The sequence below is a fragment of the Lentzea alba genome (assembly GCF_047445655.1).
In the GTDB taxonomy this organism is placed as follows: Bacteria; Actinomycetota; Actinomycetes; order Mycobacteriales; family Pseudonocardiaceae; genus Lentzea; species Lentzea alba_A.
This window is the reverse complement of record NZ_JAJAEG010000019.1, coordinates 25,927-51,655: the sequence shown is the minus strand read 5'-3', so window position 1 is coordinate 51,655 and position 25,729 is coordinate 25,927. Positions and strand designations below refer to the sequence as shown.

Annotated in this window: 20 protein-coding genes; 13 read left to right on the top strand and 7 right to left on the bottom strand. The window is 69.2% G+C overall.

The features are described 5' to 3' along the window. Positions 1–29: 29 nt before the first annotated feature. Together LFM09_RS29425 and LFM09_RS29420 are read left to right on the top strand one after the other, a co-directional pair. The gene (locus LFM09_RS29425) at positions 30–3,170 is read left to right on the top strand and encodes an ATP-dependent helicase (RefSeq protein ID WP_414099825.1); all 3,141 of its coding nucleotides are present in this window, start codon (positions 30–32) and stop codon (positions 3,168–3,170) included. Between the two features lie 442 nt (positions 3,171–3,612). Beyond that, a complete protein-coding gene (locus tag LFM09_RS29420) occupies positions 3,613–6,978 on the top strand; it encodes an ATP-dependent helicase (protein WP_414099824.1) in 3,366 nt (1,121 codons plus the stop codon). A gap of 383 nt (positions 6,979–7,361) precedes the next feature. Here the strand turns inward: LFM09_RS29420 and LFM09_RS29415 are convergent, their stop codons facing one another. Both LFM09_RS29415 and LFM09_RS29410 read right to left on the bottom strand, forming a co-directional pair. After that, the gene (locus LFM09_RS29415; RefSeq protein WP_414099823.1) at positions 7,362–7,901 is read right to left on the bottom strand and encodes a hypothetical protein; all 540 of its coding nucleotides are present in this window, start codon (positions 7,899–7,901) and stop codon (positions 7,362–7,364) included. 76 nt (positions 7,902–7,977) lie between these two features. Continuing rightward, positions 7,978–8,358, bottom strand: a complete 381-nt coding sequence (locus LFM09_RS29410) for a hypothetical protein (protein WP_414099822.1) — start codon at positions 8,356–8,358, stop codon at positions 7,978–7,980. Between the two features lie 62 nt (positions 8,359–8,420). Between LFM09_RS29410 and LFM09_RS29405 the strand changes: the two genes are divergently transcribed. Together LFM09_RS29405 and LFM09_RS29400 are read left to right on the top strand one after the other, a co-directional pair. Further along, positions 8,421–9,830, top strand: coding sequence for a M20/M25/M40 family metallo-hydrolase (locus tag LFM09_RS29405; protein ID WP_414099821.1), 1,410 nt, complete (start codon positions 8,421–8,423; stop codon positions 9,828–9,830). Next, on the top strand, positions 9,827–10,867 hold the full coding sequence (locus tag LFM09_RS29400; RefSeq protein WP_414099820.1) for a potassium channel family protein: 1,041 nt from the start codon (positions 9,827–9,829) through the stop codon (positions 10,865–10,867). Before LFM09_RS29405 ends, LFM09_RS29400 begins: the two co-directional genes overlap by 4 nt. On the opposite strand, the gene LFM09_RS29395 is transcribed toward LFM09_RS29400, so the two are convergent. Together LFM09_RS29395 and LFM09_RS29390 are read right to left on the bottom strand one after the other, a co-directional pair. Continuing rightward, on the bottom strand, positions 10,839–11,291 hold the full coding sequence (locus LFM09_RS29395) for a hypothetical protein (protein ID WP_414099819.1): 453 nt from the start codon (positions 11,289–11,291) through the stop codon (positions 10,839–10,841). The two genes, LFM09_RS29400 and LFM09_RS29395, sit on opposite strands and share 29 nt — an antisense overlap. Positions 11,292–11,355: 64 nt before the next feature. Continuing rightward, complete coding sequence (locus tag LFM09_RS29390; protein ID WP_414099818.1) at positions 11,356–11,925, bottom strand: hypothetical protein; 570 nt, start codon at positions 11,923–11,925, stop codon at positions 11,356–11,358. 80 nt (positions 11,926–12,005) lie between these two features. Between LFM09_RS29390 and LFM09_RS29385 the strand changes: the two genes are divergently transcribed. After that, entirely contained in the window at positions 12,006–12,674 is a 669-nt protein-coding gene (locus LFM09_RS29385) for a response regulator transcription factor (protein ID WP_414099817.1), read from the top strand. Beyond that, on the top strand, positions 12,671–13,933 hold the full coding sequence (locus LFM09_RS29380) for a sensor histidine kinase (RefSeq protein WP_414099816.1): 1,263 nt from the start codon (positions 12,671–12,673) through the stop codon (positions 13,931–13,933). Before LFM09_RS29385 ends, LFM09_RS29380 begins: the two co-directional genes overlap by 4 nt. A gap of 964 nt (positions 13,934–14,897) precedes the next feature. Here LFM09_RS29380 and LFM09_RS29375 read toward each other — a convergent pair. The 3 genes from LFM09_RS29375 to LFM09_RS29365 form a co-directional block, all read right to left on the bottom strand. Further along, a complete protein-coding gene (locus LFM09_RS29375; RefSeq protein ID WP_414099815.1) occupies positions 14,898–15,791 on the bottom strand; it encodes a neutral zinc metallopeptidase in 894 nt (297 codons plus the stop codon). Positions 15,792–15,807: 16 nt separating this feature from the next. Continuing rightward, complete coding sequence (locus LFM09_RS29370) at positions 15,808–16,902, bottom strand: neutral zinc metallopeptidase (RefSeq protein WP_414099814.1); 1,095 nt, start codon at positions 16,900–16,902, stop codon at positions 15,808–15,810. A 262-nt stretch (positions 16,903–17,164) separates the two neighbouring features. Continuing rightward, positions 17,165–18,232, bottom strand: coding sequence for a neutral zinc metallopeptidase (locus tag LFM09_RS29365; protein ID WP_414099813.1), 1,068 nt, complete (start codon positions 18,230–18,232; stop codon positions 17,165–17,167). Between the two features lie 246 nt (positions 18,233–18,478). Here LFM09_RS29365 and LFM09_RS29360 point away from each other — a divergent pair, with 246 nt between their 5' ends. Genes LFM09_RS29360 through LFM09_RS29330 form a run of 7 tightly spaced genes read left to right on the top strand, consistent with a single transcriptional unit; the run spans position 18,479 to position 25,727 of the window. Continuing rightward, a complete protein-coding gene (locus LFM09_RS29360) occupies positions 18,479–20,098 on the top strand; it encodes a DUF2207 domain-containing protein (protein ID WP_414099812.1) in 1,620 nt (539 codons plus the stop codon). A gap of 19 nt (positions 20,099–20,117) precedes the next feature. Continuing rightward, entirely contained in the window at positions 20,118–21,401 is a 1,284-nt protein-coding gene (locus tag LFM09_RS29355) for a M16 family metallopeptidase (RefSeq protein ID WP_414099811.1), read from the top strand. Further along, positions 21,398–22,786, top strand: a complete 1,389-nt coding sequence (locus tag LFM09_RS29350) for a M16 family metallopeptidase (protein WP_414099810.1) — start codon at positions 21,398–21,400, stop codon at positions 22,784–22,786. The genes LFM09_RS29355 and LFM09_RS29350 overlap by 4 nt, the downstream gene beginning before the upstream one ends. Next, on the top strand, positions 22,783–23,730 hold the full coding sequence (gene nudC / locus LFM09_RS29345) for an NAD(+) diphosphatase (protein WP_414099809.1): 948 nt from the start codon (positions 22,783–22,785) through the stop codon (positions 23,728–23,730). Before LFM09_RS29350 ends, nudC begins: the two co-directional genes overlap by 4 nt. A 36-nt stretch (positions 23,731–23,766) precedes the next feature. Next, positions 23,767–24,261 (top strand): YbaB/EbfC family nucleoid-associated protein, encoded by a 495-nt coding sequence (locus LFM09_RS29340; protein WP_414099807.1) that lies wholly within the window; start codon positions 23,767–23,769, stop codon positions 24,259–24,261. Next, positions 24,258–24,566 (top strand): WXG100 family type VII secretion target, encoded by a 309-nt coding sequence (locus LFM09_RS29335; RefSeq protein WP_414099806.1) that lies wholly within the window; start codon positions 24,258–24,260, stop codon positions 24,564–24,566. The genes LFM09_RS29340 and LFM09_RS29335 overlap by 4 nt, the downstream gene beginning before the upstream one ends. 3 nt (positions 24,567–24,569) lie before the next feature. Continuing rightward, positions 24,570–25,727: a hypothetical protein gene (locus LFM09_RS29330; protein WP_414099805.1), complete on the top strand. Its 1,158-nt coding sequence runs from the start codon at positions 24,570–24,572 to the stop codon at positions 25,725–25,727. Positions 25,728–25,729 lie beyond the last annotated feature (2 nt).

Sequence of the window (25,729 nt, the reverse complement as noted above, 5' to 3'; positions counted from 1 at the left end):
TTGTCGGTGCAGCGTGGTGAAATCGGAGCGTGGCACTTCCACCCCAGCTGGTCCGCCGGAAGCCGGAGACGCGCCCGCGTCCCCGGTGGGACGCCGCTGCCCAGCGGGTCTTCGCGCATCCAGGTGGTTTCCTGCGGGTTCTGGGCGGTCCCGGCACCGGTAAGACGACGTTGCTGGCCGAGCTGGCGGCGCACGTCGTGCTGGAGGAGGGGGCCGATCCGGAGAACGTGCTGGTGCTGACCGCGAACCGGCGCGCGTCCGTGGCGTTGCGGGCGCACATCACGCGGTTGCTGACGGGGCGGCTGTCGACGATCCGCGAGCCGTTGGTGCGGACCGTGCACTCCTACGCGTTCGCGGTGCTGCGCAACCAGGCGGTGCTGCTCGGCGAGCCGCCGCCGCGGTTGCTGTCCGGGCCGGACCAGGACGCGATGGTGCGCGAGCTGCTGGCCGGTGATGCCGAGCTGGGTGCGTCGAACTGGCCGGAGCGGCTGCGGCCGGCGTTGGAGCTGCCGGGGTTCGCGCACGAGCTGCGGGACCTGATGCTGCGGGCGGCCGAACGCGGTCTGGGTCCCGAGGACCTGATCGAGCTGGGTTCGGAGCACGGGCGGGACGAGTGGGTGGCGGCCGGCCTGTTCGGGCAGCAGTACGAGTCGGTGAACCTGTTGTCCGGCATGGACTCCGCGACGTCCTACGCGCCCGCCTACGACGCGGCCGAGCTGGTGTCGGCTGCTTACGCGGCTTTCGTGAACGACGAGGACCTGCTGCTCGGAGAACGGCGGCGGGTGCGGTACCTGCTGGTCGACGACGCGCAGCACCTCGACCCGATGCAGTACTCGTTGATCAGTTCGCTGGGGTCGGGCGCGTCGCGGTTCGTGCTGGCCGGTGACCCGGACCAGGCGATCTTCACGTTCCGCGGTGCCGATCCGGAGATCCTGCGCGATGTGCCGGGCGAGACGGTGGTGTTGACGCAGTCGCACCGGATGATGCCGGAGATCCGTGACGCGGTGGCGCGGCTGGCTGCTCGTCTGCCGGGTGCTTCGCCCGCGCGCTCGGTGCTGCCTGCTGATGGTGAGGGGTCCGTGCAGGTGCGGCTGCTCGCGTCGTCCGCGCAGGAGGCGACGTGGGTGGCCGACCAGCTCCGCCGCTCGCACCTGGCCGACGAGGTGCCGTGGTCGCAGATGGCCGTGGTGGTGCGGTCGGCGACGTTGGCCCTGCCCGTTCTGCAACGTGCCCTCCTCGCCGCTGGGGTGCCGGTGGCGGTGCCGTCGGACGAGTTGCCGCTGGCACAGCAGCCTTCCGTGCGTCCGCTGCTGGCTTTGGTTCGTGCCGCGGCCGTGCCCGGTTCGCTGGACGAGGACACGGCGGCGATGCTGCTGTCGTCGTCGTACGGCGGCGCGGATCCATTGGCGTTGCGGCGGTTGCGCCGTGGTTTGCGGCGCCTGGAGATGGCGGCGGGCGGCGACCGGCCTTCCGGCGAGTTGCTGGTGGAGGTCGTGGAGACAGCGGACCGGCTGGCGGCGCTGGAGGACGTCGAGTCGTTGCCGGCCCGCCGCATCTCGCATCTGCTTGCGTTGGCGCGCAAGGCGATCGAGGCGGGCAAGTCGGTCGAGGTCGTGCTGTGGGACCTGTGGACGGCGACCGGCCTGCAGGAGCGCTGGGTGGCGCAGTCGGCACGGCGTGGCATGCCGGGCATGCAGGCCGACCGCGACCTGGACGCGATCGTGGCGTTGTTCGAGGCGGCCGCGAAGTACGTCGACCGCCTGCCGGGCTCAGGCGTCGCCGGTTTCGCGGACTACCTGGAGTCGCAACGGATCGTGGGCGACACCCTGGCCGCCGCCGCTCCCACTGGCGAGGCGGTGTCCGTGCTGACCGCGCACTCCGCAGCGGGTCGTGAGTGGGAAGTCGTTGCGGTACCTGGTGTTCAGGAGGGCAGCTGGCCGGACCTGCGGCTGCGCGGCACGGTCCTGGGCGTCGAACGCATGGTGGACGTGCTCGCCGGTCTGGAGCCTTCGGTGTCGGCGGTGGCGCCGATCCTGGCCGAGGAACGCCGGTTGCTGCTGGTGGCTGCTTCGCGTGCTCGGTCGAAACTGCTGATCAGCGCCGTGCGGGGCGAGGACGAGCAGCCTTCGCGGTTCCTGGACGAGATCGAGTCTTCCGCTGAGGAGGAACGCAAGCTGCACCGCCCGCAGCGCGGCCTGGTGCTCGGCGAACTGGTCGGCGAGCTGCGCCGCGTCGTGTGCTCGGACTCCGAGAGCGAGGATCGCCGTTCGCGGGCGGCGGCTCAGCTGGCTCGCCTGGCCGAGGCGGGCGTGCCGGGTGCGCACCCGGAGTCCTGGTACGGCGTGGCTTCCGTGACGACCGACGATCCACTGTGGACGGAAGAGCAGAAGGTCAGCGTGACACCGTCGACCATCGAGGTGATCACGAAGTGCCCGCTGCGCTGGGTGGTCGAACGGCACGGCGGCCAGGACCCTGCCGAGCTCGCCTCGGTCACCGGCACCCTGGTCCACGCCCTGGCCCAAGCCGCCGCGTCAGGAGCGGACTCGGCCCAGCTGCGCGTGAAACTGGACGAGGCCTGGGCGGCTGTCGACGCCGGCGCCCCGTGGTTCTCCCGCCGCGAACGCCTGCGCGTGGAACGCATGCTCGACACGTTCCTGGCCTGGCTGACCATGAGCCGCGCCCAGCTGACCCAGGTGGCCGTCGAGGAGGAGATGCTCGTCGAGGTCCCGAAGCGCGACGGCGGCCCCTGGCTCCAGGTCCGCGGCCGCGTGGACCGCCTGGAACACGACGCCGACGGCCGCCCGATCGTGATCGACATCAAGACCGGCAAGAGCCCGGTCTCCCGCGACGCAGGCCAGGAACACCCGCAGCTGGCCGTCTACCAGCTGGCCACGTCGCTGGGCGGCTTCACCCACATCGGGCTGGGGTCGGAGCCGGGTGGCGCCCGCCTGCTGTACGTGGCCAAGGAGGACAAGAAGACCGGGGCGGTCGAGCGCACCCAGGCGCCGTTGGACGAGCAGGGCGTCCGGGCTTGGCTCGAGGTGGTGCAGGACGCAGCGGAGTCGGTGCTCGGGCCGGAGTACACGGCGAAGGAGAACGCGGATTGTGATCGGTGTCCGGCGCGGACGACGTGTCCGGTGCATCCGAGCGGGCGGCAAGTGACTGAGTAGGTGCTGGTCGGCGGTGTGGAGCGCGTCTGGGCGCTGTTGGGTGGGCTGGGTGCGCGGGGTGTCCGGCGCGGACGACGTGCCCGGTCTGGCGTTCAGGAGGCAGGTGAGCAGGTGGTGGCCCAGGTGCACGCGGACCGCGGTCGCTGTCCGGCGCGCACGACCTGCCCGGTGAATCCGTCCGGGCGGCAGTGAGTGAATTGGGTGCTGGCCGTTGACCTGCGCGTTTCCCTCGTTCGAACGGTCGGCGAACACACGGGCCTGGGTGCTGCGGAAGCTCGTGGCCCAGGTAGGAAGATGTGTCAGTGACGTTGTTCAGGACCTGTGACCGGACTGTCGCCCCGCGCGACGTGCGGTTCGGCGTCGTCCGAGGGCAACGTGCGCCGCGCGGTGTGGGGCTCCTCGTCGTCCAAGAGCGGCGTGTCGCGTGTGGGCTGGTCGGCCGATGACCGTCAGTCCTTTCGAGATCGCAGAAGCGCTCGGCCTCAACAAACCGACCCCCGAACAGGCCGAGGTGATCTCCGCCCCTGCCCAGCCGGCGCTGGTCGTCGCGGGTGCGGGTGCCGGCAAGACCGAGACCATGGCCGCCCGCGTGGTGTGGCTGGTGGCGAACGGCATCGTGTTGCCGGACCGCGTGCTGGGCCTGACGTTCACGCGCAAGGCGGCCCGTCAGCTCGCGGACCGGGTGCGCGCGAGGCTTCGGCGCCTCGCCGGGTCGACGCTGCTCGACGAGCTGGATCCCAGCGGCGAGCGGAAGATGGCCGTCCTGACCGGCGAACCCGTGGTGCTGACGTACCACGCGTACGCAGGGCGGCTGGTGTCCGAGCACGGGCTTCGGTTGCCGGTGGAGCCGGGTGTGCGGTTGCTGACGGAGACGGCGTCGTGGCAGTTGGCGCACCGGGTGGTGTCGACGTGGGCGAAGGACCTCGACACGGACAAGGTGCCGGCGACGATCACCGGGTACCTGCTGAGGCTTGCGGGCGAGCTCGGTGAGCATCTGGTCACGCCAGAAGCGTTGCAGCGGCACGCGGAGGAAATCTGTGCGCTGATCGAGAACGCGCCGCGTGCGCCGAGGCAGCGGGACGGGTTGCCGGAGAAGCTCAAGGAGATCGTTGCGGCGCAACGGTTGCGAGTGGCGCTCCTGCCACTCCTCGACGCGTATCAGCAGCGGAAGCGCAAGGAGGCGGCGCTCGACTTCGCGGACCAGATGTCGCTGGCCGCACAGCTCGCGGCGTTCGCCGAGGTCGCTGAGGGCGAGCGCGAACGGTACGGCGCGGTGTTGCTGGACGAGTACCAGGACACCGGGCACGCGCAGCGCGTGTTGCTGCGATCCCTTTTTGGTGAGGGCAAGCCGATGCCGGTGACGTCGGTGGGTGACCCGGCGCAGGCGATCTACGGCTGGCGCGGGGCGTCGGCGGCGAACCTGCCGCGGTTCGCGGACGACTTCCCGCCCACGCGGAAGTTCGGGCTGCTGACCAGTTTCCGCAACCCGCCCGAGGTGCTGGAGCTGGCGAACGCGGTGTCGTTGCCGCTCAGGGAAGCCGGGCTGGACGTCGAGGAGCTCCGGGCGCGCAACGGGGCCGGGCCGGGGGACGTGCGGCTCGCGCTGCACGCGGACATCCGCCAGGAGCTCGACTGGATGGCGGACAACGTTGCGGCGCAATGGGAAGCGTATCTCGACACGGAGGGCGTGCCGCCGACCGCGGCCGTGTTGGTGCGGCGGCGGTCGGACATGGCGGCGATCGCGGCGGCGTTGCGGGAGCGCGGGTTGCCGGTCGAGGTCGTCGGGCTCGGCGGGTTGCTGGACGAGCCCGAGGTGCGGGATCTGGTGTCGGCGCTGCGGGTGCTCGTGGATCCGTTGGCGGGCACGGCGGCCGCGCGCCTGCTGACAGGCTCGCGGTGGAGGCTTGCGGCCGTTGACCTGGCGGCGTTGTGGAGCAGGGCACGGGATCTGGCCGGGGTGCCGTCGCGACAGTCCGTTGTGGACGATCCGTTGCTGGTGCTGGCGGACGCGTTGCCGGGCGAGCACGCGGAGCAGGCCGGCCTGGCCGACGCGCTGGACGATCCCGGTGATCCGGACGCCTACTCGCAGGACGGGTACCGGCGGATCAGGAGGCTCGGCGGCGAGCTGGCGGCGTTGCGGCGCCGGCTCGACCAGCCGTTGCCGGAGCTGGTGGCGGACGTGGAACGCACGTTGCTGCTGGACATCGAGTCGATGTCGCGGCCCGGCATGGTCGGCCGCGCGCACCTGGACGCTTTCTCGGACGTCGTAACGGATTTCGCGGCGGCCAGCCCGTCCGCGACGCTGCCGTCGCTGCTGGACTACCTGTACACGGCCGAGCACGCCGAGGACGGTCTGGAACCCGGCGAGGTCGAGGTCTCCGAGGACCGCGTGCAGATCCTGACCGTGCACTCCGCGAAGGGTCTGGAGTGGCGGATCGTCGCGCTGCCGCACCTGGTTCGCGACGTCTTCCCAGGCCGCAAGAAGTCGTCGTGCTGGCTGAAGTCGGTGACCGAGCTGCCGGCGGACCTGCGCGGTGACTCGCAGGACCTGCCCAAGTTGCGCCTCTCCGCGGGCTTCAACCGCAAGGAGGTCGACGAGGCGCTGGCGATCCACGCCGAGGAGTTCGAGGACCGGCGGCTGGTCGAGGAGCGCCGGCTGTTCTACGTCGGCGTCACGCGGGCCGAGCACAGCCTGCTGATGTCGGGGCACTGGTGGGCCGAGGCGGGCGACAAGCCCAAGGGCCCGTCGGTGTTCCTGCAGGAGATGCACGAGGTCCTGCAGCGCGACAACCCGCCAGGCGACATCAGCGTGTGGGCCGACGAGCCCGAGGTCGACACCCCGAACCCGCTCGCCGAGGACGTGAAGACCTCGCAGTGGCCCGCAGACCCGCTCGGCAAGCGCCGCGACGCCGTCGTCGAGGGCGCCGAGATGGTGCTGGCCGCCCTGGACGCGCTGCGCAACGCCCCACCGGAGCCGCTGCCGTTGATCTTCGAGGAAGAGGAGGAGGTGGCGGCGGTAGTCGACGACGAGGACTACCCGCCACCCGACGAACCGCCGGACGAGGACTTCCCGCCCGAGCCCGAGCCGTTGCCGGACGACGTGGTGCCCGACGACCCGGAGATGCCGGAGGAGGACGACCCGGAGGGCTGGGCGAAGGACGTCGACGTGCTGCTGGCCGAACGCGCGGCCTCGATGAACCGCCGCGAGCAGGTCGTGCTGCCGGACCACCTGTCGGTCTCGCAGCTGGTCGAGCTCGCCAAGGACCCCGACCAGCTGGCCCGCAGGCTGCGCCGCCCGCTGCCGTTCCCGCCGAACCCGATGGCGCGCCGCGGCACGGCGTTCCACACCTGGCTGGAGAACCGCTTCGGCGCCACCCGCCTGCTCGACCTGGACGAACTGCCCGGCGCCGGTGACGCCGACGCGGCTCCGGACGCCGATCTGGAACGTCTGAAGGAGGCGTTCCTGCAGAGCGCGTGGGCGGATCGGACCCCGCACGACGTCGAGGTGCCGTTCGAGGCGGAGTTCGACGGGATCTCGGTGCGCGGGCGGATGGACGCCGTCTACAAGGACCCCGACGGCTGGACCGTCGTCGACTGGAAGACCGGCGCGGTGCCGGACGCGGAGGCGCTGCCCGCGTTGTCGGTGCAGCTCGCGGCGTACCGGCTGGCGTGGGCGGCGCTGGTGGGAGAGCCGCTGGAGAAGGTGCGGGCCGCGTTCCACTACGTGCGGCACGACCACACGCTGCGGCCGGCGGACCTGCTGGACGAGCAGGGCCTGAAGGATCTGATCAGGTCGGTGGGGTCATGATCGCCCGTGGGGTCATGATCGCGAGTTGTCCACAGGCTGCGGCGCGCTGACCTGGGCTTATCCGTGTCGGCGTACCCTGTGGACAGCCCGGGAACCGAAAATGCGTTTCACTCGTTGCGTGACAAGGAAGCGCGCGGGGGCAGCACCACGAAGAGCGGCCTGGCCACCTCGGCGAAGGTCTAGGCGAAGCTGTTGTCGGGTCAGATCGGGCGGTGCTCTGCTCGGTCAGCGCCCAGCTCAGGCGGCGCTCTGATCGGCGGGCGTTCCGTTCAGGTCAGGCGGCGCTCGACGCGGTTCGGCCGGTGCTCAGCTCTGCTGGCTGGTTTCGGCGGGCGCTCCGTTCAGGTCGGCTCGGCCGGTGCTCGACTCGGCTCGGCCGGCGCTCAGCTCTGCTGGCTGGTTTCGGCGGGCGCGTGCGAGACCTTCAGCACGCGCTCGTACAGCACCTCGAGCAGCCACCGGCCGAAGAGCGACGGCCCGAACTCCGGTGAGCGGTCCTCCGGCGGCACCATCAGATCGGCGGACGACTCGTCGGCCACGACCACGCCGATGCCGTAGTAGTCGAGCTCGATGTAGGACCAGGCCTGCGACTCGTCGGAGCGGGGGAGCATCACCGCACACGGCGCCAGCGTCAGCAGGGTGCCGCAGGACTGCAGGGCGCGGTCCGTGGTCGACTCGCTGACCAGCACGCCGACGAGCTCGACGGCCGCGACGGGCAGGCGGTCGTGGGCTGCGGGCTCGAACCAGGAGCGGAACCACGACGGGTCGGCGCGAGGAGGCCAGCCGTTCTCGGTGCGCCACTCGTGGACCTCAGGCAGCAAACGCACCACCGCGGACACCTGCTGACCGAGCACGGCGACGTCGGGAACGACGACTCCGTCCCAGCCCAGCGCGGTTGCGGCGCGTTGAAGAAGCGTTTGCACAGGGCGCATCCTAGAGTTCCTCGCGCGAAAAATGACAGCGTTTGCGGGATACTTGGTTAAGGATTACCCAGGGTGGTCATGGGGAAGCTTTGGCCACTTTCCAGGCCCATGCGACGAGTGGGATCTGCAGTGGCAGGCGACCATACGCCAGGGCACGCGCCTTCGGCGACTTGGAGCGGAAATCCAGAGCCATTTTCACGTTTGCCGGGAACACCGCGACGAAGAACGCGGCGGCGGCGAAACTGGCCAGCCGGCGTGTGCGGGGAGCGGCGACCGCCGTGGCGAGGGCCAGCTCGGCGACTCCGGACGCGTAAGTCCACTGCCTCAGGGTGCCGGGCAGGGCGCGCGGGACGATCGCGTCGTAGTACTTCGGCCTGGTGAAGTGGGTGGCTCCTGCCAGGCCTAGCAGTGCGGCGAGCGCCAGCGCCGACCGCGCTCGGGAACGGTTCGGTTCCATGCCGTCACCCTGTCATGCCTACGCCGCGTAGGCGAGATCGGGCTGGCCTATTCTCCACGAGCGTGGCAGGTGATTCTCATCATCCCGAACGCGCCGCTGTTGCCGCGCTGACCGAATCCTTCACAGCCGGACTCGTCGAGTGGATCAAGATCCCCTCGATCGGCGTTGATCCCGCGCATCACGTTGACGTGCGGAGATCCGCCGAATGGCTGGCGTCGAGACTGCGCGAGGACGGCTGGCCGGAGATCGAGATCTGGGATCACGGGCCGGCGCTTCCCGCTGTCTACGCCTGCTGGCCGGCCGAAGATCCGGAGGCGCCGACCGTACTTGTTTACGGTCACCACGACGTTCAGCCCGTCGATCCGGTCGAACGCTGGCACCACCCGCCCTTCGAGCCCGTGATCAGCGGCGATGAGTTGCACGGCCGTGGCGCGAGCGACGACAAGGGGCAGGTTCTGATGCACTTGCTCGCGGTCAGGGCACATCTGTCCGCAACCGGACAGAATGCGCCGAGTGTCACGCTGAAACTCTTCATCGAAGGCGAGGAGGAATCGGGTTCACCGCACCTGCGAAAGCTCCTCGACGATCACAAAAACGATCTCGACTGCGATCTCGTCGTGTTCACGGATACGGCACTTCACGAACGGGAGGCGCCTACGGTCAACACGGGCCAGCGCGGTGTTCTCGGCGGCGAGATCACGTTCTTCGGCGGTACGGACGACGTCCATTCCGGGCGGGCCGGCGGCGCGATCCCGAACCCGGCGACGGCCCTCGCGAAACTCATCGCCGCGCTGCACGACGACGAGGGCCGGATTCAGCTCGAAGGCTTCTACGACGACGTGAAGGAACCGTCCACACAGGAGCGCAAGGACTACGCCGAGCTGCCGTTCGACGAGCAGAAGTGGTTGGCGCACAACGGAGGCGGCGCTCAGCAGCTCCACGGGGAACCCGGCTACACGACGCTCGAACGGATCTGGGTCCGGCCGACCGCCGAGATCAACGGCATGAGCAGCGGGTACACCGGGCCCGGCCTGAAGACGATCATCCCGGCGAGCGCGACCGCGAAGATCAGCTTCCGGCTCGTGCCCGACCAGCTGCCGGAGAAGGTCGCGGACCAGCTCAGGGAGTTCGTCGCCAAGCACACGCCGCCAGGGATAAAAGCGGAGGTCGGCTTCCGCGGCACCGGGGCGCCGCCGTACGCGATCAGCCCGGACGACCCGGCCAACGCGACCGTGAAAGAGGCGATGGAGCTGGCGTTCGAGCAGCCCGTCCGGTTCGCGCGGGCCGGTGGATCCGGGCCCGCGGCGGTGCTGCAGGCGTGGCTCGGGGTGCCCCTCGTCTACCTCGGCGCGACCTTGCCGGATGATCGCGTGCACGCGCCGAACGAGCGCGTGGTCGTGCCGTTGCTCCTCAAGGGTGCGGAGGCGGCTGCTCACCTGTGGCGGATGCTTCCGGAGAGGTTGACTCGATGACCCTGTCTGACGAAGCGTCGCACTCGCTCGTCGGCGTGATCAGGATGCCGGACCAGGCGCAGAGCCCGGTCCGCGCGATCATGAAACGCGTGGTCGGCGCGATGGCGGCGCTGCTGCTCGCAGTGCTGATCGTCTACCTCGACCGGGACGGCTACCGCGACGTCAACGAGGACGGCGTCTCGCTGCTCGACTCGTTCTACTACGCGACGGTGTCTCTCTCGACGACCGGCTACGGCGACATCACGCCGGCGTCGTCGTCAGCGCGGCTGATCAACGTTCTGGTCATCACGCCGTTGCGGGTCCTGTTCCTGATCGTGCTGGTCGGCACGACACTCGAAGTTCTCACCGAGCGCTCCCGGCAGGCGTTGCGCATTCAAAAGTGGAGGCGGATCGTGCGTGACCACGTCGTGGTCGTCGGCTACGGCACGAAGGGGCGTTCCGCGGTCGCGGCGCTGCTCGGCGACGGTGTCGAGCCCGGCTCGATCGTCGTCGTGGACACCGTGCAGGAGTCGCTCGACGCCGCGTCCGCCATCGGGCTCGTGACCGTGCATGGGTCTGGTACTCGCAACGACGTGCTGAGGGTCGCCGGTGCGGCCCGAGCGCGCGCGATCGTCGTTGCCCCGAACCGCGACGACACGGCCGTGCTGGTGACGTTGACCGCCCGCGAGCTCGCCCCGAAGGCGCAGATCGTGGCGTCGGTGCGGGAGCGGGAGAACGAGCACCTGCTCAAGCAGTCCGGTGCCGACTCGGTGGTCGTGTCGTCGGAAACGGCCGGCCGGCTGCTGGGCATGGCCACGGCGACGCCGTCCGTGGTCGCGATGGTGGAGGACCTGCTCACGCCCGACGCGGGCCTGGCGATCGCCGAGCGCGACGTCGAGGCGAGCGAGATCGGCGGGTCGCCGCGGCACCTGGCCGACATCGTGCTCGGCGTGGTGCGGGCCGGGACGTTGTTCCGGGTGGACGCTCCGGAGGCGGACGCGATCGAGCCGGGCGACCGGCTGCTCTACGTCAAGAAGGTGACCCCTGCCGGGGAGTAGGCAGGACCGCGGGCGCGCGTAGTGGCGCGTAGCGGAAGAGGAACGCGTAGAAGCCGCCCGCCCCTGCTGCCAGGCTGAGCAGCAGCGCGGTGAGGCGGCTCGCGATCGGTGGTCCGACCGGCTGTGAGGCGGCGGACTGCACCATGTCCGTGCCCGTCAGCACGATGTCGACGGTCTCGCCCTTGCGGTGGCCGCAGCCGTCGAGCTTGGCCTGCTTCTTCTCGCCGTTGGCATCCCACTCGACGGTGTCCATGCCCTGACCGCACGAGCCGGTCTCGACGACGGTCGCGGAGACGGGTCTTATCGGTTGTTCGGCGCCCAAGACCTTCAACGGCACCAGGAGCGCGACGGCGACACCGATCCCGACCAGCCCGAAGACCAGCAGGATGAACACCCATCTGTCCGGGCTTCGCGGAACCGCCACACTGCGATGTTCGCAGACGCGGCGGCCCGCGTGGAGCCCAGGTTTACTTCGGCAGCCGGCGTAGTTACTTCGGCAGCTGACGCAGCTGGTCGACCTTGATGGTCTTGCCGTCGGTCACGGTCCCGGTCACCGCCACGAGGTCGCCGTTCTTCGGCTTCTCGGTGACGGCGGACAGGTCCAGCGGCGTCTGCAGGCCGTCGACCTGGATCAACGTGGCGTTGTTGCCGTTGACGTCCTTGATCGTGCCCCGCTCGTGCGCCTTGGCCAGCGCCACGTTCAGCGCCTTGCCGTCCTTCACGCGGACGGTGACGCGCTGGTCGGCTTTGAGTCCGGCGAGGTCGCCGCCGCGCAGCTTCGTCGAGCTGTCGGTGGTCAGCGACACCTCGCTGCCGTCGTCCTTGGTGATCGTGAGCTTGCCGGTCTCCACGGTCTTCACGCGGCCGACGACCAGGGTGCTGTCCTTGAGCTTCGCCTTGTCCGGGCGGCCGGGCTTGCCGGGGCCTCCGGGGTGGCGTTCCGCGAACGCCGCGGGCGGCCCGTCGGGGTTGTCGGCCGCCGTCGCGACCGCGATGCCGCCGACGGTGAGCCCGGCGGCCGCGACGAGGGCGCCGGCCCACGCTGATTTCTTCGACATGGGTTGTAGCGTGCGCGCGCTTTCTGAATCTGAGCTGAAGGCGAGTCGCCCGAAGTCCGGATGATCAGCAGAATGGGGAGGTGTCCGCCAGGGTGTTGGTGATCGAGGACGCCGAGGCGATCGGCGCCGCGGTGTCGTCCGCGTTGCGCGAGTCCGGCTACGACGTGCAGCACCGGCTGGACGGGCGGCAACTGGAGGCCGATCTCGGCCGGTTCCGGCCCGATCTGGTCGTGCTCGACGTGATGCTGCCCGGTCGTGACGGGTTTCAGCTGCTTGAGGTGATTCGGCGGTCGTCCGGTGCCGGCGTGGTCATGCTGACCGCTCGGGACGGGGTGCCGGATCGGTTGCGCGGGCTGTCTGGCGGGGCCGACGACTACGTCGGGAAGCCGTTCGTGCTGGCTGAGCTGGTGGCTCGGGTGTCTGCGGTGTTGCGGCGGCTTGGGCGCACGCCTTCCACTGTGCAGGTCGGGGACCTGGTGGTGGATGCCGATGCCGGTGTGGTGATGCGGGCCGATCAGGCGATCGAGTTGACTGCCACTGAGCTGCGGTTGTTGGTGTACTTGGCTGCTCAGCGGGGGCGTGTGGTGTCCAAGACGCAGATTCTGACTGCGGTTTGGGGATATGAGGACTACGACCCCAACCTCGTTGAGGTGCATGTTTCTGCTGTTCGGCGGAAGTTGGAGGAGCACGGGCCTCGGTTGGTGCACACCGTGCGTGGGCTGGGGTATGTGTTGCGGGCTGAAGAATGAACCTTCGCACGGTTTCGTTGCGGCGGCGGGTTGCTGCTTCCGTGATGCTGGTGTTGTTCGTGGTGATGGTGGCGCTGGTCATCTCGGTGGACCGGACGTTTGCCGGGCAGTCATCTCGGGATGTCGACGGGGTGTTGTCGCAGACTGAGGCTCGGGCGTTGATGCTGATGGGGCGTGGGGTGCCGCCTCGGGAGGTTGTGGATCAGCTTTCCAAGCGGAACGTTCATGTGACTGTTGAGCTTCCCAATGGGCGGACGTTCGGCAAGGCACCGGATGAGGGGCCGTTGCAGCGCAAGTTCCGCAACATCGGTGGGAACAAGTTTGTGTTTTACGCTGACACTGAGGCTATTTCTCAGGCTCAGGGGCGGCTGCGGAAGTTGTTGGTGATGTTGGGGCTGGGGGCCATTGCGGTCACCGGGGTGTTGATGATTTGGGTGGTTCGGCGGGCGTTGGCGCCGTTGGACGCCATGACTTCGTTGGCTCAAGCCATTGCTGCTGGGCATCGTGGGGGGCGGTTGAATCCGTCTCGGACGGATACGGAGTTGGGGCGTACTGCTGCTGCTTTTGACGGGATGTTGGACTCGTTGGAGGGGTCTGAGCAGCGTACTCGGCGGTTTGTTGCTGATGCTGCTCATGAGTTGCGTACGCCGATTACTGGGGTTCAGGCTGTGGCTGAGGCCTTGGTTTCTGCGCCTGTTGATTCGCCTGATCGTGATCAGATGTCGTTCTTGCTGGTGCGGGAAGCTCGCCGGGCGGGGCGGCTGGTTGATGATTTGCTGGCGTTGGCTCAGTTGGATGCTGGGTATGAGATGCAGCGGGAAGCTGTGGATTTGATGGGGCTGGCTGAGGCCGAGGTTGCTCGTACTCGGTTTGTTGCTCCTGATTTTGATATTGCTGTCGAGGGTGTTTCTGGGGTTGTTGTTGTGGGGGATGGGCAGAGGTTGGCCCAGGTGTTGGCTAATTTGGTGGATAATGCTCGGCAGGCTGCTGGGGCGGCGGGGCGGGTTCGGATTCGGGTGGATTTGACTGGGTTTACCGTTTCTGATGATGGGCCTGGGGTGCCTGAAGGGGAGCGGGAGCGGATATTTGATCGGTTGGTTCGGTTGGATGATGCTCGGGATCGGCGGTCTGGGGGGTCTGGGTTGGGGTTGGCCATTGCTCGAGGGGTTGTTCGGGCTCATGGTGGGGAATTGACTTGTGAGCCGTCGGAGGGTGGGGCTGTTTTTCGGGTTGTTTTGCCTGTTGCGCCGGTTGCGTAGCGCGCCGGTTGCGTAGGTCGTCCCCCGGTTGCGTTGGCGGGCGCCGGTTTGTTGCCCGTAGGTGGTTGCGTTGCGTGCTTGTCCGGCGGTTGCTTTCTGGGACGGCCCCGCAGGGTTCCGGCAAAGTCGTCCCGCTCGCCCGAAATGCCCGATGAGAGCGCATCCACGCACCGCGCGTTGTCTATGAACGGAACCTTCATCGACCTGACGTGGATGAAGGTTCCGTTCATAGACAACCCGCGGCTCGTTTGCGGCTCTTGATCGAGTCGCCGCCCGCTGTACCCAGGCCAGGAACGGCCGAGCGACTTTGCCGGGGCCTTGGGGCGGCCCCGGACTCCGCCAATTTGATCAAAGACCGGCCAGCGCCACACGCGGGTAGATGGCACGCCTGTTGCTCAGGGCGGCTCGTCTTCGCATAGCGGCTCGTCTTCGCCATCGCATAAAGGGTCGCTGTGCTCTGCGGGGTTTGCTTTTATCTGCTTGTGGACGTTGTTGTGCAGCTTGTTCGGACCTCTTGGACCAAGCAGTCTCGTGGTGGGGTTGAGGCTGCTCGGCGGAATGCTGTGCCTGTTGCGTTTCCCCTGGTTCACACCGGGGCTGGCGTGCATGAGGTGCTGGTTCGGGAGGAGGACGGCTTTGAGCCGCGCTCCTTGCCGGTTCGGGCTGAGGTTGGGCTGAGTGACGTGTCGTTGCGTGAGGAGGGTGGGCGGCTTCGCGTTCTCGTCAACGACAACCCTCGCGGCATGCCTCGGCGGGGGCGGCGGCCTACGGCTGTGCGGATTGGTGCTGGGGAGTGGGTGCGGTGGCAGATCAACCAGCGGTTTGTGGCGTGTTCATGCACCGGGCGGTGGAGCTACGAGTTGCTGACTGTGAACGTTGCCTATGGCTCGGTTGCGGATCCGGGGGTGTTCCTCGGGGAGCCGGATCGGGTTGTGGATGAGCGCGCGAGCCTCTTCTGAGGTCGTTAGGCGACTTGCTGGGCTGGGGCCGCGAAGGTGTTGCAGGCGGTGGTTGAGTTCTGCTTGAAGCCGGTGGCTGCCCATTGGGCCTGGTTCGCGGCTGAGCCGTGGGCGTTGTTCTCGGGCTTTTCCTCGATGGCGTACTGGAAGTCTTCCTGGGCCTGGCGGGCCAGGCCTGAGGAGACTGAGCCCTTGCCGGAGGCGCTCGTGAGGAACATGCCTGCGAAGCAGTTGGCTTGTAGCTCGATGCGGCGGGACATTTCCAGGCCCGCTGGGGTTTTCTCGCCTGCGTCGGTGATTTTCAGGTCGGCGGCGCGCAGTAGGCCTGTCAGGGCCTGTACGTGGTGGCCGTACTCGTGGGAGAGGGTGGCCAGGTGGGTTGCTGGGGCGTCGCCGCCGCCGTTGTCGCGTAGGCGGGCGGTCGGCATGTAGATCGTGCGGTTGCGGCCGCAGTAGTAGGCGACTGCGTGGTCGGATTCCGGGGCTGCGCCGCACGGGCCGTCTTTGAGGGTGGGGGACGCGTCCAGGGTTGGCTTTTCGAACGGCAGGTTCGCTGCTGTTAGTAGAGGACCCCAGGCTGTGTCCAGGCAGGCGACGCCGGCTGCGTAGTAGGCGGCCAGCTGTTGGTCCGTTACGCCGAAGGCCGGGAGTTGGCAGGTCACCGGGGGGAGCGAGGCCGACGTGATCAGCAGTGGGTGGTCTGCCAGGCGGTAGACGGCTCGAGGGCGGACCGGGGTCGAGGGTTCCGTTGAGGGGGCCGTGGCCGGGCGGGAGCCTGCCAGGGCGTGGCCTGTGATGACTCTCGGGCGGCTCAGTTGACCGATTCCGAGGACGAACGCGACTACCAGCACGAACACGCCCGCGAGCATGACCGGGTTGTTCTTGGCCGGTTGGGTCAACGTCGCCCCCTTCGGGTTAGGAAACCGAGCCCGCGTCGGCGGCCCAGGTGTTGCACTCGGACGCCTTGTTCGTCCGGTAGCCGCGGTCTACCCAGCTCGCGTTGTTCTGCGGTGTGCCGTGGTCTTTTGTTGGGTAGATGTCGTAGTCACCGCGGTTGCCTGCGTCTGACAGGCCCACTCGGATCACGTCCATCGGTACTGCGCCGTGCGACAACGGGGCCAACGTCATGCCGCCGAAGCAGGTTGCCTGCAGCTCCATCCGGCGGTTCAGGTCGAGGCCCTTCGGAGTATCCCACCCGCCCGCGTCGTACTGCGCGCGGTCCGAGGCTTTCAGCATTCCGGTGAGCCATTGGATGTGGTGGCCGTACTCGTGGGCCAGCTGGCCGAGGTACTTGCCGGGGTGGTTCGGGTTGTTCGGGTTGCGTTCGGCGGCGTAGGCGTTCGCCGTCCAGTAGATGCCGCCCTGGCAGTAGCGCGCGGTCGAGTCCGGGCGGACCGTGCCGCACGGGTACTGCATCGTGTCGGTGACGATGTGCAGCTCAACGGGCTGGTACGGGAGGTTTGCGGCCTGCAGGGCGGGCTTCCACATGCTCTCGATGCACGGGAGTGCTGCTCGCAGGAAGCGGTCCTGGCCCGATGGGGAGTAGTCCATGCCTGGCAGGGCGCAACCGGAGATCGTGTTCGCGCCGAAGTTCGCCTTCAGGAACGGGTGGTCGGCCAGCGTGTAGACGGCTTTGGGGGCCGCCGGGGTCGCCTGGGTCGACGGGGGACGGGAGGCCGAGGGGCGCGACGGGGTTGTGGTGGTCGTCGTGGGCTCGGTGGTCGTCGTCGAGAAGTCGAGGGTCGGGCTGTAGGTCGTGTAGTTCGAGTAGCCCGCGTCCTTGACCTTGTTGTTCATGGTCGCTGCGAACACGCCCACGGCGCCCAGGCCGAGGATCACCACGCCGCCGAGGATCAGTGCCAAGACCGGGCCGTTGTTCTTCTTGCGCGGCGGCATCGTGGGGTACTGGCCGTAGCCCGGCTGGTAGTTGCCCCACGACGGCTGCGGGGGCGGCATGACCTGGCCCGGTGGAGGTGGTGGCGGGCCGTACTGGTGCGGCGGTGGGCCCATGGGCGGGCCCTGTGGCGGCATGCCGTAGGGAGGCGGGGGGCCTTGGGGAGGACGCTGCCCCAGGGGTGCGGGCATCGGCGGCGGGCCGACCGGGCGCGGTGGCGGCCAATTGCCCGGCGGCGGTGGTTGCGTCATCGCCTGAGGTCCCCCCATTGGTGATCCTGGGTCGGGTACGAGCATATGCGGACAGTCTTCGCGCGTCCCCCGACCGGGCTAACGTGTCCCGTCCACGTTCATGGGACGCATCGGACGGGGGTTCGGTTCACGAGACGTCGGCTGAGCTTGCGGCCCAGGTGTTGCAGGCGTTCATCTGGTTCTGCTTGTGGCCGTGCATCACCCAACGGGCGTTGTTCTGTGCACTGCCGTGGTCTGGCGTGCGGTTGTAGTCGCCGCGTTGGCTCGCGTCGCTCAGACCGGTGTTCACTACGTCCATCGGGATGACGTTGTTGCGCGAGAACGGTGCGAGCGTCATGCCGCCGAAGCAGGTGGCCTGGAGTTCCAGCCTGCGGTTGAGTTCGAGGCCCTTCGGGGTGTCCCAGCCGCCCGCGTCGTACTGGGCCTGGTCGGCGGCGCGCAGCAGGCCGGACAGCCATTGGACGTGGTGGCCGTACTCGTGGCTGAGCTGGCCGAGGTACACGCCGGGGTGCCGGGCCAGGGCGTTGTTCGTGTTCGCGTAGAACCCCGCCGGCCAGTAGATGACGCCACGGCAGAACACCGCGGTCTCGTCGGTCGTGTGCTCACCGCACGGCGTCTTCACGGTTCCGGTGTGCGTCTGCAGCTCGACCGGCTGGTACGGCAGGTTGGCCTTCTTGAACGTCGGCTGCCACGCCTTCTCGATGCACGGGAGCGCCGCCTGCAGGAAGCGGTCCTCACCCGCGGGCGAGTAGTCCATCGCCGGCAGCGGGCACGAGGCGAAGTCGTACGCGCCGATGCCCGCCGAGAAGATCGGGTGGTCGGCGAGCTTGTAGACGGCCTTCGGGGAGGCGTCTGCCGTTGGCGTGTTCGACGTCCGTGTCGACGACGTGCGCGTCGAAGCGGTCGTCGTGGTGGTCGTGGTCGTCGTCTCGATGGTCGTTGTGTAGGCGTAGGTCGGGCTGTACGTCGTGTAGTTCGAGTAACCCGCGTCCTTCACCTTGCTGTTCAACGCTGCCGCGAAGACACCGATCGCGCCGAGGCCGAGGATCACGACGCCGCCCAGCACCAGCGCCACGATCGGGCCGGTGTTGTTCTTGCGGCGCGGCGGCATCACGGGATACGGCGCGAACCCGGGCTGCGGGTGGTGGCCCCAGGTCGGTTGCGGTGGCGGCATCACGGGCCGCGGCGGTGGCATGGGCGGCCGTGCGTAAGGGGGAGGCGGACCCATCGGCGGACGCATGCCGGGTGGTGGGCCGTGAACAGGGCGAGGAGGCATCGGCGGCCCGTACGGCGGTGGCGCGGGCACGGGTGGTGGGCCCACCGGGCGTGGCGGTGGCCAGTTGCCCGGTGGCGGTGGTTGCGTCATCGCCGAAAATCCCCCAGATGGCGTCTGTTCGAAAGTCCGCCGGAGCATATGAGGACTCCGCTATTGTCCGCAGCCGTGTTGAAGAACTGGGGAGTGGCGATCTTCGCCGCGGCCGCGCTGACGTCCATCTCGGCTGTTGGCGCGCTCGCGCAGCCGCTTCCGGGGACCGTCAGCACCGAGGTGCGGATGAAGCTGGAGCGCGACTCCAAGCTCTCCGTCACCGAGACCGTGCACGTGCCGGACGGCAAGACCGTCAACCGGACCGTCCCCTTGCGACTCGCGGTCGGCAACGATCTCGAGCGCCAGTACCGGGTCACCGACGCGCGCGTCGAGGGCAAGGGCAGCGCGAACGTCAGCGATGACCAGTTCACCGTCAAGTTCGAGGGCGGCCAGGCCACGCTGACCTACACGGTCGTCGGCGCGGTCGCCCCGGTCGGTGACGCGCTGGAGGTCCGCTGGCAGGCCGCGGGTGGCTGGGACACCGAGCTCGACAAGGTCGCCGTCACGTTCTCCGCACCCGACTCGCCGACGTCGGTCAACTGCCTCGCCGGCCCTGTCGGTTCCTCGCAGCCGTGCACCAGCGCGGATCTCGCGGACGGCAAGGGCGTGCGTGCGCAGGAGATCAAGCTCGGCGCCGGTGAACGCGTGGATGTCGCGATCGGACTGTCGGCCGGTGTCGTGCCGCCGAACGCGGTCGTGGTCGAGCAGTCCGGTCTGGCCGCCGCGTTCGCGCTGACCCCGGTCAGCGGCGCCGCGCTCGGCGGGCTGTTGTTGTTGCTGCTCGGCGGTGTCGCCCTGCTCTGGTACCTGCGCGGACGGGACGCGGCGGCGCTCGCCAGTGAGGTCGGCGCGGTCTCAGTGCTCGTGCGCGACCAGAACAACAGGGTCGCGTTCGCCTCGCCCGACGGCGTGCTGCCCGGCCAGGTCGGCACGGTCGTCGACGAGCACGTGGACGTCGTCGACGTGACCGCCACGGTGATCGACCTCGCCGTCCGCAACTACCTCTGGATCGCTGAGGTAGGCCAAGAGAATGGTTTCAGCCACGACTGGCAGATCGTGCGCCGCAACCCGGCCGACAGCTCGCTGTCCGGTTATGAGAAGGCCGTTTACGAAGCACTTCTGCCGCAGGGCGCCGACGCCGTGACGGTGTCGGAACTGCGTGGCCGCCGGATCGAACTGTCCGCCGTGCGCGAACAGCTCTACGCGGACGTCGTGGAGAAGCGCTGGTTCGTGCGCCGCCCGGACGCCGAGCGCAGCCTGTTCTGGTGGGTCGGAATCGTGATCGCGGTGCTGGGCGTGGCGGCCACGGTCGTGCTCGCGCTGACCATCGGCAACGCGCTGTTCGGCCTCGCCGTCGCCGTCGGTGGAGTGGCTCTCGCGTTCGGTGCGCGGTCGATGCCGGCTCGCACCAAACGCGGCAGTGAGTTGCTCGAACACGTCCGTGGCCTGCGCGGATACCTTCACGGAGTGACGCCGGACGACGTGCCCGAGGCCGACCGCGAGCTGGTCTTCTCCCGCTCGCTGCCGTACGCGGTGGTGCTCGGCGAGACCGAGCGCTGGCTCACCACGTTCGGTCAGCAGGACCTCTACTGGTACGGCAATGCGTCGGACTTCCGGCGCAGCTTCCCGGCGTTCCTCGGTGCGCTCGACGGCGTGCTCGCCCAGGCGGGCCACCTTCGATCCCTCCGGACGTAGAACCCGTAGGCTGACGGGCATGGCCTCACCCGAACTGCACAGGTTCACGTTGCCCAACGGCCTGCGGGTGGTGCTCGCCCCCGACGCCAGCGCACCGGTCGTCGGCGTCAGCGTGCACTACGACGTCGGCTTCCGCTCCGAGCCGGAGGGGCGCACCGGTTTCGCGCACCTCTTCGAGCATTTGATGTTCCAGGGCAGCGAGAGCCTGGAGAAGCTGGCGCACTTCCGACACGTGCAGTCGTCGGGTGGCACGTTCAACGGGTCCACGCACCCGGACTACACGGACTACTACCAGGTGCTGCCGAGCGCGGCGCTGGAGCGGGCGCTGTTCCTCGAGGCGGACCGCATGCGCGCGCCGAAGCTCACCGAGGAGAACCTCCGCAACCAGATCGACGTGGTGAAGGAGGAGATCCGGCTCAACGTGCTGAACCGCCCGTACGGCGGGTTCCCCTGGATCCTCCTGCCCGCGGTGCTGTTCAAGACGTTCGCCAACGCGCACAACGGGTACGGCGACTTCGTCGACCTGGAGAGCGCCACGGTCGACAACTGCGCGGAGTTCTTCGACACCTACTACAGCCCGGCGAACGCGGTGCTGACGGTGGCCGGCGACCTCGACGTCGAGACCGCGAAGGCGTTGGTGGAGAAGCACTTCGGTGACGTGCCCGCGCGACCGCGGCCGGAGCGCCCGTCGTTCGCGGAGCCCGCCCCGCAGGGCGAGGTGCGGCAGGAGCACGGCGACGCGCTGGCCCCGCTGCCCGCGATCGCGATCGGCTACCGCGTGCCGGACCCGGTCACCGACATCGACGGCTACCTCGCGTACCTGGTGCTCGCCGGGGTGCTGACGGACGGCGACAGCTCGCGCCTGCAGCAGCGCCTGGTGCACCGCGAGGGCATCGTGATCGACCTGAACGCCGGCTGCGGCCTGTTCGGGCCGCTGGAGGCCCGCGACCCGGACACGTTCAGCATCACCGCGATCCACACCGCCGAGGTCTCCGCCGACCAGGTCGTCGCGGCGATCGACGAGGAACTGCAGAAGCTCGCGCAGGAGCCGCCGTCGCAGGAGGAGCTCGCGAAGGTCACCGCCCGCTGGGCGTCGACCATGCACAAGGAACACGACCGGCTCACGAACCGCACGCTGGGCCTCGGCTCCGCGGAGCTGCTGTTCGGCCGCGCCGAGCTGATCTACGAACTGCCCGAGCGGATCGCCTCGGTGACCGTCGACGAGGTGTCCGCCGCGGCCAAGGCGCTGCGCCCTGACGCCCGCGCCCTTCTTCTCGTCAAGCCCACCGGAGGAGCCCAGTGACCTCGGCCAAGACCCACCGTTCCGCCGAGGAGATCGGACGCACCGCCGTTGGCCCGCGCCCGTTGCCGGAGCTGGGCTCGCAGAAGGCGGCCGCCGACCTGTCCACTGTGGACACGGTGCTGCCGAACGGCCTGCGCGTGATCGCGGTCCGCCGCGCCACCGTGCCGATGGTCGAGGTGCGGCTGCGGGTTCCGTTCGCGGACCCGGCCGCCTCCAGCACCGGCTCGCAGCACTCCGCGGTGGCGGAGCTCCTCGCGAACACCGTGCTGACCGGCACCGCGTCCCGTTCCCGCGTGCAGATCGACACCGAGCTGGCGCTGGTCGGCGGCGAGCTCGACTCCGTGGTCGACCCGGAGCGGCTGAGCTTCACCGGCAACGCGCTGGCGACGGGCCTCGCCACCGTGCTGGACGTGCTGCGCGACGTGCTGACCGGCGCGTCCTACCCGGCCGACGAGCTGGAGCGCGAGCGCGGCCGCCTGGTCGAGCGCATCACGCTCGCCCGCTCGCAGCCGAACGTCATCGCGCGTGAGGCGTTGCAGAAGGTCCTGTACGGCGACCACCCGTACGCCAAGGAGATGCCGGAGGCCGACGAGGTCGCCGCCGTCACCCGCGACGACGTGGTCGCGTTGCACGGCAAGGCTTTGCTGCCGCGCGGCTCGGTCTTCGTCATCGTCGGCGACGTCGAGCCGGCCGAGGCCGTCGCGCAGGTCGGCGAGGCGCTGGGCGCGTGGGAGGGCGACGGCGAGGCCGTTCAGCTGCCGCCGCTGCCCGCTGTCTCCGGTGGCGACGTGCTGCTGGTGCACCGCCCCGGTGCCGTGCAGTCGCAGATCCGCCTTGCCGCGCAGGCGATCCCGCGCACGGACGAGCGCTACCCGGCGCTGCAGCTCGCGAACCTGGTCTACGGCGGGTTCTTCTCGTCGCGTCTGGTCGAGAACATCCGTGAGGACAAGGGCTACACCTACAGCGCCCGTTCGCACCCCGAGTTCACCATCCACGGCGCCACGCTGCTGGTCGACGCGGACACGGCTTCCGAGGTCACGGCGGCGGCGCTGCTGGAGACCCGCTACGAGCTGGCGCGCCTGGGCCTGGTGCCGCCGTCGGAGTCCGAAGTGGACGTCGCGCGCCGGTACGCGATCGGCACGCTGCTGACCACCACGTCGTCGCAGTCCGGACTGGCGTCGTTCCTGGTGAACCTCGTCGGGCTCGGGCTGGGCATCGACTGGCTGGTGGCGCACCCGCAGCGCCTGCAGACCGTCACGGTCGAGCAGGTGGCCGCGGCGGCGCTGGAGTTCTTCGCTCCCGGCAACTTCACCGGCGTGCTCGTCGGTGACGCCGAGCAGCTCAAGCCGAAGTTGTCCGCGTTGGGCGGGGTTGCGTTCAAGTGAGTTTCGACCTGGTCGGCCTTCCCGCGCTCTCGCGGTTTGCGATCGATCGGTGCGAGCCGTTGCGCGGCGATTCGGACCGGATCGCCGCGCTGTGGCCCAAGGCTCGGATGATCGTGGTCGACACGCGCGGCCGCACGCTCGTGGCCGAGCGCGGCACTCGCGTCGTCGACCGGCCCGCGGTGGAGTTCGGTGACGAGCCGCCGCTGGGCTCCGTCCTGCTGGGTGAGCAGGACGGGGTGGCGTACTTCGCTGTGCCCGTGCCCGCTGAGGAGTACGAGCCCGTGCCGATCGCACGGGCCTGGGCGCCGCCGGTGCTGACGGACGAGCCGATGTGGCTCGACCTGAGGCAGGCCGGGGCCACTTTGGACGACATGTCCGCCGGGTTGTTCACGACCGCGGCGGCGCTGTTCCAGTGGCACCGGCTCGGGAAGTTCTGCGCCAGGTGCGGTGCTCCGGTGGTGCTGGAGAAGTCCGGCTGGGTCAGCGTGTGTTCCGGCTGCGGGCGCGAGGAGTACCCGCGCACGGACGCCGCGGTGATCTGCCTGGTGCACGACGGCGCGGACCAGGTGCTCGTCGCCCGCGGTCCGGAGTGGCCGGAGGGCCGGTTCTCGGTGCTGGCCGGGTTCGTGGAGTCCGGTGAGTCGCTGGAGGCCTGCGTGGCGCGCGAGATCTTCGAGGAGGTCGGGGTCGCCGTCCGGGACATCCGGTACCTCGGGTCGCAGCCCTGGCCGTTCCCCCGGTCGTTGATGATCGGGTTCGAGGCCGTGGCGGATCCCGCGGAGCCGTTGATGCTGGCTGAGGGCGAGATCGCCGAGGCCAAGTGGGTCTCGCGGGCCGACGTCCGCCGGGCGATCGAGGAGCCGGGGAGTGTCCCGGGGCTCGGGCTCGCCGGTGGTGCGTCGATCGCGTTCCGGATGCTGCAGAGCTGGTCGGGCGCATCCTAGGTTGCGCCGATCGGGCTAATCCGGTGTGGTCTACGCATGAGCAACCCGGAGCTTGAAGCACGCAACGCGGCGTTGCGCGGCCAGGTGGACACGATGCTGGCGAACCTCGAACGGCAGACCGCCCAGCTGAAAGAGGCTCAGGCCGAGGCGATGTCCAAGACCGGCCGCGCGACCTCGCAGGACGGCCTGGTCGAGGTCACGGTGAACGCCGGTGGCATCGTCACCGGCGTCGCGTTCGCGCCGGCCGCGTTCGAACGCAGCACCCCGGAGAAGCTGGGGCAGAGCGTCGTGGCGACGATCCAGAAGGCCGCCCTCAACGCGCGGGAGCAGGCCGACGCCGTGCTCGCGCACTACCAGGAGGGCATCCCGGACCTGCCGGATCTGTTCCCCGGCATGCCATCGCTCAAGGACCTCATCCCGACCCCGCCGCCCGTCCCGCAGTCGCAGCCGCAGTCTCCGGGCGAGCCGCTGCGGCATGACGACGAAGAGCCGCCGGAGTCCTTCATGGACCGTCGAGGGGGTCAGTGGTGACCGGCTTCGAGGTCGACCCCACGGCACTGCGCTCGCAGTCGCCGAAGTTCTCGGCGGCGGGCGACAAGCTGCAGACCGCCTGGGAGACGTTGCGCGGTGTGCTGGATGCCAACAACGGCTGCTGGGGCGGCGACGACGCGGGCAAGGAGTTCCAGAAGTCGTACGTGCCGATCGCGGACCAGGCGCGGCAGGCGTTCCCCGCGCTCACCGAGGGCATCCACTCGATCCGCAAAGGACTGGACGCCTCGGCCGACACCTGGGAGGCCGTCGACGAGAGCGGCAAGAAGTCGTTGGGAGGCAAGTGAGTCATGGGCATCGAGATTCCTGGCGCCGTCCAGTGGCTCACGCCGATCGTGGTGGGCGCGGACTGGCCGGAGGGTGACGAGACCAAGCTGTGGGCCATGCGGGACGCGTGGAACGCGGCCGCGAGCGCGGTCGAAGGGGTGCTCGGCGACGGCAACAACGCGTCGAAGGCCGCGCTGGGCTGCATGAGCGGGCAGACCGCGGAGAAGTTCGAGGAGTACTGGAAGAAGTACACCGAGGGCGACGCCTACCTGGTCAACCTCAAGCAGATCTGCACCGACCTCGCCGCGGGCTGCGACAAGGCGGCGCTGGGCATCGAGTACACGAAGCTCAGCATCATCGCCGCCCTGATCATCCTCGCGGCGCAGATCGCCGCGATGATCGCCTCGGCGGTGGCCTCGTTCGGCGCGTCGACGGCGGGCATCCCGATCGCGCAGGCGGCGACCCGGTTCTCCGTGCAGTTGATCTTCCAGCAGCTGATCAAGCAGATCGCCATCAACCTGGCGATGAACGTCGGCACCGACCTCGCGATCCAGGGCCTGCAGGCGGTCTTCAGCGAACGGACGTCGTGGGACGCCGGCAAGACGCTCGACGCGGGTATCGCGGGCGTGGCGGGCGGCATCGCGGGTGGACTGGTCGGTACCGGCAGCGCCGTGCTCGGCAACGCGTCGAAGACCTTCGTGGCGGCTGCCGGACGTGGTGCGGTGGAAGGTGCCGTCGCCGGTGCCGGTGGAAACGTGCTGACCAACCTCGCGCACGGCAAGGTCGAGGCGAAGGACTTCGGCTCGGCGATCCTGTCCGGTGGTGTCTCCGGCGGCGTCGGCGGCGCGGTCGGCGGCATGCAGGGAAGGCAGGAGGGCCTCGCCGAGACCTGGAAGACGGGGACGTCACAGGACGGCCAGTACACCGCAGGGGCGAACACGCAGGGACACGCCTATCAGACCCCGGACGGGTCCGTCGTGCGCGCCGACACCGGGACCGATCCGAAGGACAATCCGTACACGGGCAACCGGTGGGTCGAGGGGGCGAAGAACACCGCCGGCGAGATCGGGCCGAACAACGTCAACGACCCGACCGACAGCGACTACCAGGTGAAGTCCTCGGCGAACCCGCCGCGGATGGTCGGGCACCTCGACCTGCCCGACCCGCCGCCCAGGAAGTAGGG